This window comes from Aulosira sp. FACHB-615 (genome assembly GCF_014698045.1).
Lineage (GTDB): Bacteria > Cyanobacteriota > Cyanobacteriia > Cyanobacteriales > Nostocaceae > Nostoc_B.
The window spans coordinates 85,744-102,356 of sequence record NZ_JACJSE010000023.1 but is presented as its reverse complement, the minus strand read 5'-3'; the positions used below and the strand labels follow the sequence as shown (position 1 = coordinate 102,356).

The 16,613-nt window shown below is 42.5% G+C and carries 9 protein-coding genes and 1 pseudogene; 6 read left to right on the top strand and 4 right to left on the bottom strand.

Translation table 11 applies throughout. From position 1 onward, the window contains the following. The 3 genes and pseudogenes from H6G77_RS26405 to H6G77_RS26395 all read left to right on the top strand — a co-directional run. Window positions 1-144 (top strand): annotated as a pseudogene (locus tag H6G77_RS26405) (photosystem II D2 protein (photosystem q(a) protein)); the annotation flags it as partial. Next, window positions 128-1,516, top strand: a complete 1,389-nt coding sequence (psbC, locus tag H6G77_RS26400) for a photosystem II reaction center protein CP43 (RefSeq protein WP_190595213.1) — start codon at window positions 128-130, stop codon at window positions 1,514-1,516. The pseudogene H6G77_RS26405 and the gene psbC, both read left to right, overlap by 17 nt. Before the next feature lie 199 nt (window positions 1,517-1,715). Beyond that, window positions 1,716-1,856 carry a hypothetical protein gene (locus tag H6G77_RS26395; protein ID WP_190873125.1) on the top strand — a complete coding sequence of 47 codons (141 nt, stop codon included), beginning with the start codon at window positions 1,716-1,718 and terminating at the stop codon, window positions 1,854-1,856. 101 nt (window positions 1,857-1,957) lie between these two features. Here H6G77_RS26395 and H6G77_RS26390 read toward each other — a convergent pair whose 3' ends face one another. Next, the gene (locus tag H6G77_RS26390; protein ID WP_190873124.1) at window positions 1,958-2,260 is read right to left on the bottom strand and encodes a CU044_2847 family protein; all 303 of its coding nucleotides are present in this window, start codon (window positions 2,258-2,260) and stop codon (window positions 1,958-1,960) included. A 41-nt stretch (window positions 2,261-2,301) separates the two neighbouring features. Continuing rightward, window positions 2,302-3,138: an SWIM zinc finger family protein gene (locus tag H6G77_RS26385; RefSeq protein WP_190873123.1), complete on the bottom strand. Its 837-nt coding sequence runs from the start codon at window positions 3,136-3,138 to the stop codon at window positions 2,302-2,304. 514 nt (window positions 3,139-3,652) lie between these two features. Here H6G77_RS26385 and H6G77_RS26380 point away from each other — a divergent pair. The 3 genes from H6G77_RS26380 to H6G77_RS35895 all read left to right on the top strand — a co-directional run bounded on the left by H6G77_RS26380 (window position 3,653) and on the right by H6G77_RS35895 (window position 10,403). Beyond that, window positions 3,653-5,002 (top strand): P-loop NTPase fold protein, encoded by a 1,350-nt coding sequence (locus tag H6G77_RS26380; protein ID WP_190595214.1) that lies wholly within the window; start codon window positions 3,653-3,655, stop codon window positions 5,000-5,002. A gap of 363 nt (window positions 5,003-5,365) precedes the next feature. Next, window positions 5,366-7,159 (top strand): hypothetical protein, encoded by a 1,794-nt coding sequence (locus H6G77_RS35900; protein WP_242049307.1) that lies wholly within the window; start codon window positions 5,366-5,368, stop codon window positions 7,157-7,159. Beyond that, window positions 7,110-10,403, top strand: a complete 3,294-nt coding sequence (locus H6G77_RS35895; protein ID WP_396020688.1) for a hypothetical protein — start codon at window positions 7,110-7,112, stop codon at window positions 10,401-10,403. Before H6G77_RS35900 ends, H6G77_RS35895 begins: the two co-directional genes overlap by 50 nt. A gap of 314 nt (window positions 10,404-10,717) precedes the next feature. Here the strand turns inward: H6G77_RS35895 and H6G77_RS26370 are convergent, their stop codons facing one another. Continuing rightward, window positions 10,718-10,996 (bottom strand): hypothetical protein, encoded by a 279-nt coding sequence (locus H6G77_RS26370; RefSeq protein ID WP_190590874.1) that lies wholly within the window; start codon window positions 10,994-10,996, stop codon window positions 10,718-10,720. 368 nt (window positions 10,997-11,364) lie between these two features. Further along, window positions 11,365-15,999: an SNF2-related protein gene (locus tag H6G77_RS26365; protein WP_190873122.1), complete on the bottom strand. Its 4,635-nt coding sequence runs from the start codon at window positions 15,997-15,999 to the stop codon at window positions 11,365-11,367. Between the last annotated feature and the right edge of the window lie 614 nt (window positions 16,000-16,613).

Below are 16,613 nucleotides of genomic sequence, written 5' to 3'. Positions count from 1 at the left end.
GCCGAAGACCCAGAATTTGAAACTTTCTATACCAAAAACATTTTGCTGAACGAGGGTATCCGCGCTTGGATGGCTCCTCAAGACCAGCCCCACGAACAATTTATATTCCCTGAGGAGGTATTACCTCGTGGTAACGCTCTCTAATAGACCCGCAGTTATGGGTGGCGGTCGTGACCAAGAATCCACCGGTTTTGCTTGGTGGTCTGGTAACGCTCGTTTGATTAACCTGTCTGGTAAACTGCTAGGCGCTCACGTTGCTCATGCTGGCTTAATTGTCTTCTGGGCTGGAGCAATGACATTATTTGAAGTTGCTCACTTTATCCCAGAAAAGCCTATGTACGAACAGGGCTTAATTCTGCTACCTCACCTCGCTACTTTAGGTTGGGGTGTAGGCGCTGGTGGTGAAGTAATTGACACCTTCCCCTACTTCGTAGTTGGTGTACTCCACCTAATTTCTTCCGCAGTCCTGGGTTTTGGTGGTATCTATCACGCAGTTCGCGGCCCAGAAACCTTAGAAGAGTATTCTTCCTTCTTTGGTTATGACTGGAAAGACAAAAACAAGATGACCAACATCATCGGCTTCCACCTGATCATCTTAGGTTCTGGTGCGTTGCTGTTAGTGCTGAAGGCGATGTTCTTCGGTGGTCTCTACGACACCTGGGCTCCTGGTGGTGGTGATGTGCGCGTCATTACAAACCCAACACTCAACCCAGCAGTTATCTTTGGCTATCTGATCAAAGCTCCTTTTGGTGGCGAAGGTTGGATTGTCAGCGTTAATAACTTGGAAGACGTAGTTGGCGGTCACATCTGGATTGCATTAATTTGTATCTCTGGTGGTATTTGGCACATCTTCACCAAGCCTTTCGCTTGGGCGCGTCGTGCCTTTATCTGGTCTGGTGAAGCTTACCTTTCCTACAGCTTAGGCGCATTGTCCTTAATGGGCTTTATCGCTTCTTGTATGGTTTGGTACAACAACACCGTTTACCCCAGCGAATTCTTCGGCCCCACAGGCCCTGAAGCTTCTCAAGCACAAGCTTTAACCTTCTTAATTCGTGACCAACGCTTGGGTGCTAACGTTGGTTCTGCTCAAGGCCCCACCGGTCTAGGTAAATACTTGATGCGCTCTCCTTCTGGTGAAATCATCTTCGGTGGTGAAACCATGCGCTTCTGGGATTTCCAAGGCCCCTGGTTAGAGCCTCTACGTGGCCCTAACGGTCTGGACTTAGACAAAATCAAGAACGATATTCAGCCTTGGCAAGCTCGCCGCGCTGCTGAATACATGACTCACGCTCCTCTGGGTTCTTTGAACTCTGTAGGTGGTGTTGCAACTGAAATCAACTCTTTCAACTATGTATCTCCTCGTGCATGGTTGTCTACTTCTCACTTCGTATTAGGATTCTTCTTCCTAGTAGGTCACTTGTGGCACGCGGGTCGCGCTCGTGCTGCTGCTGGTGGTTTCGAGAAAGGTATCGACCGTGAGAACGAACCAGTAATGTTCATGAATGACCTCGACTAAGTTGAAGTCCTTTTTTCATCACTGACAATCGAATTTTTAAAAGGCTCTTGTTTTACGACAAGAGCCTTTTTCTTTGAATTAGGACTTACGCAGTGAGACGAAAAATCAAGGGTTTGAGCAAGGGTACGAGGGTAGGGTGTTGACTTTGATAAGATTTACCCATTTTTTATTCATACAGTTTTGGAAGGAGTAATGAGTGATGAGTAAATACCAATGGCTATTACTTAAAGAACGCAAAAATAAATTCAACCAGGAAAGAATTGTGTATGAATTTTTCACCCCTCAACCCTTACACCAATTCACGAAATTACTGATACAAATCACTCCTCTGCAACTCTGATTCCGGTCGCCGAGCGTTCGCGCAGCGTCTCCGTCAGGAGAAGTCGAGGCGCTGCTTTCATGTCTGTATCATTTTTAAAGTGAAATGGTATTACACCATTCTCAACAGTGGTTCCATTCTAAAGTGATCTCCAGATTACCTGTATCATTACCTTTCACTAATACAGGTGTGAGCTTCCCTGATTCAATGCCAATATCTATGCCAAATTTGACACTAGCTTTATCTGGCTTAACTTTATTTAATACTTCGGCAATTTCTGTTACAAGAGCTTCTAGGGGGGTTGTGACTTCGCTAAACGGTCTAACTTGAATATTTGGTTTGCGATCGCCTATTAGTGTAGCTTCAACTTTAATATTAGTACCATCAGCAAGTTCTACTGTAATAATTCTGCTTTGAATTTCCATGTGAGTTTAAATACATATCCATGCTGTAATAACATACAAACTTAACCACCACCCACATTCATCGCTGCTAACATCGCTTTTTGGCTAACATCTTTGTAAACGCCATCTAAATATTTCATGACCACATCACCCGCATTAACACTGACCGCTTCATCTTCAGTTTTAGCTAAGGGAATTGCACCTAAAACATCTAAGACTGTATCACCCATACTAGGCGCAATCACTACTAAAGATGAATCTAAAGGCTCATGATATTCCCAAAAAGCATTAAGATTGACTGCGGGTTGCTGAGGAGTAATTGTGTGTGGAATTTCTGATGTTGCAGGTGTATTTGCTTTTGGTTTAGCGCCGCGTAGTTGGCGTAAGTTATGAATAATTTGTTCTTTAGTCCGACCGCGTAATTGAAACAGCACAAAGGGGTCTTCGCTGAATCTGTCGCCTAATTGATAGTAAATTGCGCCAACGTGTTTACAAGGGTTAGCTTTATCTGGACAAGAGCATTTACTGTGAACATCACCCAAGGTAAAGGGAAATAACGAAAGACCATTAGCCGTAAAAACTTCTTCAATATTTTGGGGCATTTCTCCTGCTAATAATTTGGCGGCGAATAATGCTTTTTTAGACATAGTTTCAATGACATAACCCCACTCTTCATCACTAAAAGAGTTAAGAGAAAGGGAAACAGTATAAGGTTCAACTTCACTACCTTGGACTTTAGCTAATACTTTCGCGCCTTTAAATTCAATGCTGAGAACATTACCTTGCCGCGCATAATTTCGCGCCCGTTCTAACCGCTTTTTAAACCGATAAGAATCAAGTAACTCTAGCCATCTTTGTGACCACCATTCACGACTTGCTTGTAATGTGTAACTAGTCATAATTAATTACGAATTATATAGAAAATGAGAGGATGTTTGAAAAGTTTTGGGCGAATATAATTCGCTACTACATAAACTAATACCAAATTGAAGAATGATTGCGACAAATGAATTGCCCAAAAGCTTACCAGTAAAGCCTGTCTCAATCCAAAATCTGTCTTGAAAAGTTTGCTCAAGTCGGGGAACCCGCCCACGCAACTTTTCGCAAAATCTAAAATCCAAAATGGTATGAGTCCGCCTACGCTGACTAACCAAAAATCAAGATTTTCAAACCCACGGAGGTGAGTTTCGCCTGTATAGCCAAGCCACTGCGTTGGGCGGGTTCCCCGACTCCCTCAGTGGCGCGTGATTTCTAATCGCTGGGGCTGGCTTCAGTCCGAGGGCTATTTGCCGAAAGTTGATGCACATAACCTTTTACATAGCCTACACAAAACCGAAATATATTGGAAATATTCGGTTATTGGTTGTATGGATATTTATCCTGGTAATTAAGGGCGATCGCATCACCAAGACTATGACTATAGATATTCGGAAATTTTACCAAATCACCAATCCCAGTAAGACTTTAAATATCAATAATGGCGTAGATGATCAATACTATATAGATTTTTCCTCTGTGCGGGGCGGCGATATTATCAGCGAACTCAAAGAGAAAATTACTTTTTGGCAGCCTGATGAACCCACCTGCACTTTGTTTACAGGGCATATTGGTTGCGGTAAATCGACGGAACTATTAAGGTTACAAGCAGAATTAGAAAAAGACAATTTCCACGTAGTTTATTTTGAGTCTAGTGAAGATTTAGTCACAACAGACGTAGATATTGCCGATGTCATGTTGGCGATCGCGCGGCGTGTGAGCCAAAGTCTAGATAAAATTACACTGGAAGAACCTAAGAAGTTAAAAGAACTGCTACAAGGTGCGTGGAAAGTTCTAAACGCCGAAGTTACCGCCGCCGAACTTAAGGTTCCTGGGGTGGGTGATGTGGGTTTTAGCCAGGAAAACGAGAAATTTTCTCTCGCCTTTGGTATTGGTAAAATTACAGCGCGAACCAAAAGTGACCCTTCACTGCGGGAAAAACTCAATCAGTTTCTCGCGCCACAGAAGTTAACACTATTACAAGCCATTAACCAAGAATTATTAGCAGATGCGATCGCTAAACTCAAGCAGCAAGGTAAAAAAGGCTTAACAGTCATTGTAGATAATCTTGACCGCATTGATAATCGTGTCAAAGCTTGGGGTCGTCCACAACAAGAGTATCTGTTTGTTGACCAAGGCGAGTTTCTCACCAAGCTTAACTGCCATGTAGTTTACACCATGCCCCTGTCCCTGAAGTTTTCCAATGATTATGGAATGCTTACTCAACGCTTCCCGGAAGACCCGAAAGTTTTGCCGATGGTTCCTGTACAGTCGCCTGATGGCAGTATTCACACTTCAGGAATGGCACTCATGCAACAGATGGTATTAGCTAGAGCCTTTCCTGACATAGCACCAGCCGAACGCCTCAAAAATATTACCGCAATTTTTGATGATGCTACCACTCTAGAACACCTGTGTCGGATGAGTGGTGGTCATGTGCGTGACTTGCTCCGTCTGCTTAATAGCTTAATTCAAAAACAAAGACAATTTCCCCTGCGCCGGGAAACCTTAGAAACAGTCATTCGGGAACGCCGGAATGAAATCATGATGCCAATTTCTCCCCAAGAGTGGCAATTACTCCGCCGTGTTAAAGAAACTAAAAAAGTCAGCGATGATGAAGGTTATCAAAAACTCATTCGTAGTCGATTTGTCTTTGAATATCGAAATGGCGGCGAATCTTGGTTTGAGGTGAATCCCATTTTGGCGGAGACAAAGGAATTGCTTTAGAAAGCCTATGGTGTATGCACAAGTCGAATTACCCCCCTCTACCGTGTACACACAAGTCAAAAATTTGTAGTATGAAAGCCTATCCCGCCTTGAACTAAAGTTCCAGGCTCATAGCAAAAGTCCACAAAGCGTGGACTGGAAGACATTTTTGGTTGAGTCATCTTCAGATGACTTGCGCTATGAGACTCGGAATTCATTCCGAGGCGGGACAGATGCACTACACGAATATTTGTGTGTACACCATAGCCTTTACAAGCGGAGGGTTAGGGTGGGGTAATTCAAGGGCTGGTAGTAATTTCAGGAACTTGTGTGTAAACTGTAGCCTGCCTTGTCCTAGCAATCAATATTCACACTGACTTACTTATGACTGATTCACAGGAAAATGAAGCAAGACTGCAAGAACTAGCTTGGGCAATAGAAACTTCTGTCGGGCAGTTCAAGCTGATATTGGCACGATGTAATTATGCCAAACTGCGCGATCGCCTGATTGCCAGATTACAAGAAATCTGCGAAGTCGAGATTCGGGTTTTGCATTTAAAGCCATCCGAAAGGACACTGCATAAAGCCATTCAAGAAGAATTTGGTGATAATATCCAAGCTTTAATGATTACTGGTTTAGAAACCTTGCGAGATTTACCGCAGATGTTAACCTCTGCAAATCAAGTCAGGGAAGAATTTCGCCGGAGTTTTGCTTTCCCGATAGTCTTGTGGGTGAATGATGAAATTTATCAACAATTTAGCCAATTAGCTCCCGACTTAGAAAGTTGGGCTACTACAAATATATTTACTATTAGTTCTGATGAATTAACAGAGTTTATTCAACAAACTGCAACCGAATTATTTGCTAATAGTTTTAATATTACCTTAGAGCTTTGTACAGAAATTAAATCCGCTTGGCAAGAATTACAAAACACTGCTGAACTTTTTACTTTAAACACTCAAGCTAATTGTCAATTTTTGCGAGGACTAGTTGCTTATATCGAGCAATATTTAGATACAGCTATTACATATTATCAGCAAAGTTTAGCTTTTTGGCAGACAAGTAATAACTTAGAACGCCAAGGGCAGATACTCAGTCAAATCACGATTTGTTATTACGCCAAAGCTAGAAAACTGGATCAACCTAACCCCCCAACCCCCTTCCCTACAAGGGAAGGGGGAGAAGAAGAACTCCCCTCTCCGCGTCGGAGAGGGGCTGGGGGAGAGGTCAAAGCTGATATGATTCCACAAATTCAAAATTATCTTGACCAAAGTATCAACGCCTTTGAATCTGCCCAACGTCCCGATTTAATTGCTAATTCCCTTGAGCAGTTTGGCATTATTCTACGTTACTTAAAAAACTGGCAGCAATTAAAAAACTTAGCGGAACGGGCTTTGCAAATACATCAAGCTGAAAATAACAAAATAAAAATTGCTCAAGATTATAATTACTTAGCCGCAGTTGCCCTAGCACAAGCAAATTGGCAGCCAGCCCAAGAATTAGCTCAAACAGCGTTAGATATTTTAGCGAATTACTCAGATGTAACCACTACTAATTATGCGCTGCGTCAGGAATTATTATTTAATATTGCCCAAGCACAACAACATTTAAAAAAATATCAAATAGCTATTAATAACTTAGCAGCAGCGAGAGCAATTGGTATTACTAACAACGACCCAGAGATTTACTTAAAAATTCTTGATGATTTACGCGAGTTATTTCTTCAGCAAAAACAATATCTGCCAGCCTTTGATACTAAATTAGAAATCCGTTCAATTGAACAACAATTTGGCTTGCGGGCGTTTATTGGTGCAGGTCGGTTAGAAGCTGCAAAACAAGCAGGAACACCGAACATTACGCCATTAAAACTTGAAAATAAAGATAGCATCGCCCCAGAAATTGCCGCCTCTGGTCGCCAATTAGATATAGAACAGTTAATTGAACGCATTGGTCGCCCTGACTATAAATTGATAGTAATTCACGGGCAATCGGGTGTGGGTAAAAGTTCCCTAGTGAATGCGGGACTAGTACCAGCTTTAAAAAATAAGGCGATAGGTTATCGAGATAACTTACCTGTAGTTATGCGCGGTTATTCCAACTGGGTGAGAGAGTTGGTAAGGTTGATGGGTGAAGCTAGGGGAGCGGGGGAGTGGGGGAGCAGGGGTGCAGGGGAGTGAGGGAAAAATTTTAAGCTCGGAGGTTCGTGGTTCAACCTCAGAGGTTCGTGGTTCAACCTCAGAGGTTCATGGTTCAACCTCAGAGGTTCACGGTTCAACCTCGGAGGTTCAAAGTTCAACCTCAGAGGTTCAAAGTTCAACCTCAGAGGTTCAAAGTTCAAGCTCAGAGGTTCAAAGTTCAACCTCAGAGGTTCAAAGTTCAACCTCAGAGGTTCAAAGTTCAAGCTCAGAGGTTCAAAGTTCAACCTCAGAACCTCAAACTTCACCCCAGCACCCCCGCACCCTCGCCCCTCCGCACCCCCACTCCCTACTAAACCAACTCAAAGAGAACGAACAAAACAACCTCCGCACTGTGCTGATATTTGACCAGTTTGAGGAGTTTTTCTTTGACACTGAACCAAAAGAGCGACGGCAATTTTTTGAGTTTTTGGGTGAATGTTTGAATGTTCTGTCAGCGAAGGTGGTTTTGTCATTGCGGGTAGATTACCTCCATTACTTGCTGGAGTGCAATGATTTATCCAGTATGAAGATTATTGCTAATGACATCCTCAGCCGGAATGTGCTGTATAAGTTGGGGAATTTTTCACCGGAGAATACGAAGTCAATTATTGAGCGTTTAACTCAAAATACAAGTTTCCGTTTAGAACCTGCTTTAATTGATCAACTAGTGCAGGACTTAGCCGAGGAATTAGGCGAAGTTCGTCCTATTGAGTTGCAGGTAGTTGGGGCGCAAATGCAAACCGAAAATATTAGAACCCTGGCAGAATATCGCCAGCGTGCAACAAAACAACAACTAGTGCAGCGTTATTTAGATGAAGTGGTGAATGACTGCGGTGCAGAAAACAAGCAAATGGCAGAAGTGCTGCTGTATTTGCTCACCGATGAAAAGGGAACTCGCCCCCTAAAGACTCGCGCGGAACTAGAACGCGATTTGCAGCAATTTATGATCCCCCCAACCCCCCTTAATAAGGGGGGCTTCACTCCCTCAATCCCCTTTTTAAGGGGGTCGCCGCAGGCGGGGGGATCTCCAGAACTTTTATTAACAACCAACCAACTAGACTTAGTATTAGAAATTTTTGTCAATTCTGGCTTAGTCATGTTATTGCCAGAAACACCCGCCGACCGCTACCAATTAGTGCATGATTATTTAGCCGCCTTTATTCGCCAGCAACAGGAACCAAAGTTAAAAGAAATAATGGCGGAACTGGACAGAGAAAGAAAGCAACGCAAACTCAGTGATGCCAAATTCAATAGTTTATTAAAACGCGCCTTATTTGGTTCAGTCACCGCCGGAGTGGTTTTAGCTGGGTTAGCCGTTACAGCTTGGAATGCAGCACAACAAGCGGACAGGCAAAGAAAACGAGCCGAGATTAGTGAAATTAACGCCTTGAATAATTCTTCCGAAGCATTGTTAGTTTCTGCACAACACCCTGATGCTTTAATTGAAGCTTTAAAAGCTGTAAGAAGACTGAAACAAGCACCTTGGGCAGAATCAGATACCCAAACGTGGACTGTGGCAACTTTAAACCAGGGGGTGTATTTACAAGCCGGAGAAAACCCAGCAAATCGAGCTATAGCCGTAGAAGTGAACACCTTAGAAGGTCATAACAGTCGGGTCAATAGCGTCAGCTTCAGCCCCGACGGCAAAACCCTGGCTTCTGGCAGTGATGACAAGACCATCAAACTTTGGGATATCAGCACAGGTAAAATCCTGAAAACCCTGACCGGTCATAGCAATTCGGTCAATAGCGTCAGCTTCAGCCCCGACGGCAAAACCCTGGCTTCTGGCAGTTATGACCAGACCATCAAACTTTGGGATGTCAGCACAGGTAAACCCCTGAAAACCCTGAGTGGTCATAACAGTTATGTCAATAGCATCAGCTTCAGCCCCGACGGCAAAACCCTGGCTTCTGTCAGTTGGGACAAGACCATCAAACTTTGGGATGTCAGCACAGGTAAATTCCTGAAAACCCTGAGTGGTCATAACAGTTCGGTCAATAGCATCAGCTTCAGCCCCGACGGCAAAACCCTGGCTTCTGTCAGTGGTGACGAGACCATCAAACTTTGGGATGTCAGCACAGGTAAACCCCTGAAAACCCTCAGAGGTCATAACAGTTCGGTCAATAGCATCAGCTTCAGCCCCGACGGTAAAACCCTGGCTTCTGGCAGTTATGACAACACCATCAAACTTTGGGATATCAGCACAGGTAAACTCCTGAAAACCCTGAGTGGTCATAACAGTTCGGTCTGGAGCGTCAGCTTCAGCACCGACGGCAAAACCCTGGCTTCGGGCAGTGCTGACAACACCATCAAACTTTGGGATATCAGCACAGGTAAACTCCTGAAAACCCTGAGTGGTCATAACAGTTCGGTCTGGAGCGTCAGCTTCAGCCCCGACGGTAAAACCCTGGCTTCTGGCAGTTGGGACAACACCATCAAACTTTGGGATATCAGCACAGGTAAATTCCTGAAAACCCTGAGTGGTCATAACAGTTCGGTCAATAGCATCAGCTTCAGCCCCGACGGACAAACCCTGGCTTCTGGCAGTGCTGACAACACCATCAAACTTTGGGATTTGAATCTGAGTAGTTTATTAGACAGTGGTTGCACCTTGCTAAATAATTACCTCATTGCTTATCCCGAAACATTAGAAGAAGTTAAAGAATGCCAAACGCCATCTCGGTTAATGTCAGCAACTACCGTGTTAGTTACCCAAGGCGAAAAATTAGCCCAAAATGATGATGTTAACGCTGCCGTTGCCAAATTCCGCAAAGCAAAACAATGGAACAAGCAATTAAACTTTGACCCCCAAGCCAAAGCCACAGAGTTTGCTGTACAAAGCAAGCTGGAAGAAGGTCAATGGCTTGTCAGTTATGGCAAAGTCTCAGAAGCAGTCACAGCTTACACCGATGCCCAAAAATTAGGACCCAAAATCGAAATCTCCTACTATGCTTGGGATATACTATGCCGCCAAGGTAGTATACACAAACAAGCCCAGCTAGTATTATTCGCCTGTGAAAAAGCCGTCACCCTTGCACCGGATGATGGCGAGATTCGTGATAGTCGCGGTTTAGCCAGGGCGTTAACAGGCGACACCCCAGGCGCAATAGCCGACTTTGAAGCCTTCATCGCCTGGACTGATAGTGAATATTACAAAGCCCAACGCCAACACTGGGTGAAGGAGTTAAAAGCTGGTCAAAATCCCTTCACTGATGCGGAATTGAAGAGTTTGTTAAATCAGTAGATGTAGATTCGGCGCAATGACATTATCGGTGTTGCGTAATATCATGTCCGGCTAAATATAGCAGAAGGCAGGAGTCATTCCAATTCTGCACAAAATAATGCCGAACGACTAGAAGTCGCGGCTATAAGAACAAAGCCTGCCTTCGCAGGCTATTTGCGTATATTAGTCCGCGTTCAGCTTTGCTGTTGCCGCAGGCTAGGCGGACTTGGTTTGTGTAGCTCCAGACTTCCAGTTTGAGGGGTATTCTGCACATTTGGAATGCTCCCCTGATCACCTTTGTAGAGACGTTGCAATGCAACGTCTCTACAGCCGAGTTAGCGAATGAGAATCTGACGAATTAAAATGCTCATCACTTCATCAGAGTTGGGGGTGGGTTGTGGCACACTCCAGTCGTTGACGTTGGCGTAGCCAATTATGTGTAAATGTTGAATGGTGCGGGTAACAGCTTGCACGGAGCCAATCAACACATGTTTAATTGGTTCGCGCTGAGGTAGTGGCTGTTGAGTTGGTTGCTGGCTGCTGGGTTGTTCTAGATTTTCACTAGGCAAAAACTGTTCTAATTTGGACTGTGCAGATTCTGGTAATTGTGACATGATAGTTTCAAATTCCTTTTTGGGAGTTTATGAGGGCGATCGCTGGATTCTTGGACGGAACGGCGATCGCCTTTATTTTTGAGAGTTTAGATTAGGGCGATTTCCTTAATCATACTCATATAATAAAGTATAAAATTATACTTGTCAATTACTATTTACAAAGTTTTATAAAAATAGTATTGGCAATTTCAAATTTTCGGGAATTGGTATTAGTTAAAGGCAACAGGGAACAGGCTGGTTTTGGGCAAGGTTTAAATCCTCGTCCAAAACCAGCCTGTTGCCTTAAAAAAACCACGATATAATGCGATTGCTTCGTTGTGCGATCGCTGCGATCGTAATGACAGTAAATATTTTTGTCCGATTACTTACTATTCCGCATCTTCATCAATCAAAGCATTGCGGTCAAGGATGAGTAAATTTCGCAGTTGGTCTGTATCTAACTCAGTTAACCATTCTTCTCCAGCACTCACGACTTGTTCAGCTAACTGCTTTTTACTTTCAATCATGTCGTGAATTTTTTCTTCTAAAGTGCCAGTGCAGACAAATTTATGTACTTGCACATTTCGCGTTTGACCAATGCGAAATACTCGGTCTGTGGCTTGATTTTCAATTGCTGGATTCCACCATCTATCAAAGTGAAATACATGATTGGCACGGGTTAAATTCAAGCCTACACCACCAGCTTTTAAAGAAAGAATCATAATCGGCGGCCCTTGCGGATCATGTTGAAATCGGTCTACCATTTCCTCGCGTTGTTTTTTATTGCTACCGCCATATAAAAAGAAAACTTCTCTACCTAATTGCTGTTCTAAATACGGTTTGAGTAACTTACCCCATTCTGCAAATTGAGTGAAGATTAACGCCCTGTCGCCTTCGGAAATCGCCACATCTAACATTTCTTCTAGACGTTGCAATTTACCAGAATTATGTTCTCCTAATGTGCTTTCTTTTAAATACTGGGATGGATGATTACAAATTTGTTTGAGCTTAGTTAGTAAAGCTAAAATCATACCTCTGCGTTGCAATCCTTCGGCGGATTCTATTTCTACTAAGGATGTATCGACTGCTTGTTGATAAAGTGCGGCTTGTTCTGTAGTTAAACCACAAAATATTGTCATTTCTTGCTTCTCTGGCAAGTCTTGAATAATTTCTTTATCTGTTTTCAACCTTCTTAAAATAAATGGCTGAACTAAGGAACGCAATTGAGTTAAAGAAGCCGCATCACCATACTTTTCAATCGGCATAGCAAACCGCCGTTGAAAGAATTGTTTATTACCCAAATAACCAGGGTTGAGAAAATCTAAAATCGACCATAATTCTTGCAATCTATTTTCTACTGGTGTACCTGTTAGGGCGATGCGAAATGTTGCTTCTATTTGTCTAATTGCTTGGGACTGTTTAGCATCAGGATTTTTGACATTCTGCGCTTCATCTAAGACAATTATCTGCCAAGAAACTGTCTGCAATAGTTTGACATCTCTATGAATTAAGGAATAACTAGTAATAATTAAATTATGCTTATTTACGGCTTCAACAAATGCCTTTCCTTTGGGGCGTTTGTCACCGTGATACTGCATAACTTTCAGGCTGGGGGCAAATTTTCTCACTTCCCGTTCCCAGTTGCCTAACACAGAAGTGGGGCAAACTAATAATATGGGTTTTTCTAATACATCTTGTTCTTTGAGGTGTAAGAGAAAGGCGATAAATTGAATAGTATTGTGACAGATAATATTATTCGCCACAAAGTTATGATGTTTACCTACTTCAAAGTCGTAAACCCAGCCTTGATAATCTACATCTTCGATGTGGCTAATTTGGCAATAAAATACTTCTTTGTCAATTAATGTTTGGAGATGCTGTTTCGTGGAATTGAATTTTTCTAAGTCTAATTTTTGATAAGCAGCTAACGTTTTAGCTGTCCACTTAGAAGGTTTTAATTGCTGATATTGCTGTTGAGTTTCTCCCGTAATAATTTGGTTCATACAAACTACAACTTTCTGCAAACTTTCTCTAGAAAATTGTTGTGAACCATTAATATAGACTGTATTGTGCATTCCTAAGTGTCGCAGAGGTATGCCTGTTATGGCAACTGTTTGGGCGACAACATCAGCAGCAGGAACACCCTCGATATTGGTGTTATTAACTCGCTGACAAATTTCTTTTAGTTTTTGCTGCTTTTGAGTGTAGTTAAACCCAATTTCTTGCAAAAATCTCCGGGCTGAATTGCCGCCAATAACACCAATATAATAAGTACGAAAAATTCGCTTACCATTGGTGGCACATTTTTGTTTTGAGGAAATTCTTAACCAAATACCAAAGCGACGCAGCAGTGCAGAAAGTTGCTGAATTAGTAAACTTGATGCTGTGGAAATCTCAATACTCCGCATACTAGAAACTACAGAGGACTCAGCATCAAAATAGTGGCGTAAAAATAACCGCACACCATCTAAGTCCGCCTGCATAATGAATGAGGGAATCGATTTGGCTGCGGAAAGTTTACCCCAAACGTAACCTTGATTTTCCAGAAAGCGGCGGTAAGCTTGGCTATTAATTCGCAGACAAGGAACTTTACCGGGAAATGTACAAATACTAGGACGGTTGATTTTGAGATTGTAGCGATCGCCTATCCTCTGAAATGTTTGGCGTAAATCTTCTAGTAAGTTTATGTCTTTTTGGGTAATACTGACAGTTCCAATATCAGCTAGTTCATGTCCTTCGGCAATTTGCCAAGCCAAAAACTTGACTAAATCATGGTCTTGTGGTTTACCATGCCACAGCATCTTGCCAGGTACACAAACATAATCACCCGCCTGCAAATTATTTGTCCAACCTTGATTTGTCAGTAATTTATGGCGATGGGTAATAGTGATAGTACTGCCGTCTTGCAGGGTGATTTTTCTTAATTTTTCGCATACTTGTTGCCGATATATTCGCTGAATCGGTGCTTGGACAATTTTGCCAGTTGCTTCATCTAGGGAATTAACTAGTAACTCTTGAGTGGGTTCAGCCCAAAATCCTTCACCATCAAATATTGCTACGCCAGCATGATTTGTCCAAATAGCTTCTGCTGTCTGTAACATTCCATTGACATTGACTAAGGTATCAGGCGCTACGCATTTTCCTAGTCCCATATCGTCGGCGAGACACGCGCCTAAACCCCAACGTTCCAAAAAAGCCAGCCAAGCCGCACCTCGTTCTTGATAAGGACGCAATTTTCCGTGAAAACTAGCGGGTGTGGGTAAGGGTGTAATTTCCTGATTATTTGTCAACGCCCCAATTAATTCTTGTAACGCCCCCGATGCTTCAAAGCTAACAACTGGTAATTTTTCAATCACCTGGGTATCACCTGTACTCAGGCGTAAGGCATCTTCTAAAGAAAGTGCCATTTGTTCTTTACGGGAAGCAAAAAATGTCTGGGCTGTTTTAATATCTTGGGGACGTAATTCCACCCACTCACCGTTAATTTCTACCAAGGGACTATTTAAAGCTACCAGTCTGTCAAACTCTGCTTTAGAAATTGTCTGTCCCCCGATCGCCAATTGCCATTGAAAAGTCAGCAAACTTTGTAAACCCAAGCGTTCTTTCTGCTTTTTGGGGGTTTCGGCGGTAATTTTCAACCCCAAACGATTTGCCCAGCCTTCGCGGTTTGTCAAACTAGGTGGCAAAATTACACCCAAACCGCTATCTTCCAATCTCCAAGCCACAGATTTGATAAATTCATAAGCTTGGATGGGGTTGAGTTGGCAAGATTGGGGATATTCTGTTTCTAAGCTGGGTGTAATTGTTCCATATAATCGAGAAGCTAAACCCAAACCACGCAAAAAAGTTTCTTGGGGTTTTTCAATGGTGCGGTTTTGATAAATTAATTCTTCAACGGGATTTTGCCAAATTGTTGCTGCATCCACTACAAATTCAGGATCATCCGCCGCCTGGAGAAAGTACGCCAGTTTCCATTCTGTTTCTCCCACTTCTGGGGAAGATAGTTGAAAACAAGTGCGAAATAAGGGCTTTCCTGTAAGTTGATGTTGTAACGGCAAAGTCCAAGCTTTCAGCGCCGCTTCTAAGCGTTCTACACCAATTGCATCTGCAACCACGGTATTAGATGCACCCGTTAAAGCTTGTAACCACTGGCGAATTGCTGACGGTAAAGCCGCCATCACTCTGGTTTCGATGATGGGTTGATTACCCACCATTTGCCGCACTTGCACATCTATGATGCTGTTGAGGAAATCTAAAATTAATGCTTGTGGTGATTCGGGTAAATTGACATATATATCCCCACTCCCCACTCCCGACTCCCCATTCCCAAATTCCTGATAAGTCCGACAACCCAAGGGCATTTTCGCGGCGAACTTTTCTAAGCGAGTTCCATCTACCGCACTGTCTAACAAAACTTGCCAGTTAGCGAATATAGTACCGTCCGCTTGGTGTTGAATATTCGGTAAAAATTTAGAACGGGAAATTAAATCTAAACTCCAACGGGCTACCTGTGACCAAAATCTTAAATCTCCAGCTAAAAAAGCAGCTTCACCATTAGTAATGTTGAGAGGAAGAGATTGGAGAAATTGAATTGCTTCGCTGGTATTCAGGCAAAAACCTGCAACTTGCCAAGGTTGGAGATATGGTGCAGCGTCAGAATTTAAATCTTGGCTGGCAGAATGTAAAGGTAATAAGTTGAAGCTGTGATCTTCCTTGGTTTCGCTAATCTGAGTTGGTAAAGCGATAATTTGCGAATGGCTTGGTAAGCTGATTTCTGACGGTTTTGGAGTTTTGCGCGATCGCCCTGAAGTTGGTGCTGGCTGTGGCTGAGTGCTGGCAATTCTCAGATTCCTTCCTGCTAACCACTCACTCAACTCCACGGCTGTCATTGTTAACGGATGTGGTGGAATTTCTAAGGATTGATTTACATCCCAATTTACTTGCGGCGATCGCCAAGTTTCTCCCCAGATAAATAAACAACTGTTTTGATTTTTTCTTACCCAGCTACCGTGTAAAATCGCCATTGTGAATTACTCGAATTATTCTCAGATTAAATTATTGAAAATTAAAATTTTTTATATATTATTTTGATTTTCGCCCTATCAAATTAGCAAATTAATTAACATTCTAAATTATCAAATTATTACTTAGTTTAGAAAAAATCGCCATTTCAATATCTGCTAAAAGTCAAATTGCTATTTATAAATAATTTGAATTAATATTTATTTTGTTGAGGCGATCGCCGCCATATTTCCAAGGTTGGTACTATTGTACAACCAGGGCTACATGCTGGTGTGAGATTGTTTTTCTCTAATTTAAGAATGATTTAAGAAAGATCCCATTCCGTTGCAGAGTTGTAAAAAAATCTACTTTTTATACCTTACCTCCACCAGTAGTTGAGCAATGACAGAGATTGCCATACATGCAATTTCTCAAACTTTTGAGTATGATTAGGCATATTCTACCTGTGGTAATCCACAAAGATAGCCAAGCCGTCGAATTTACTGCCGCTTAATAGGCAAATATGTAATAAATTTGGCAGCAAATCACTTGTTTATCTTTGTATGTAACAGAAGCCAGCCAGAGTGCAGAAATGTTAGGATTGCCACAGAGAGAGAATAGCGTGCATAGAAGGAAA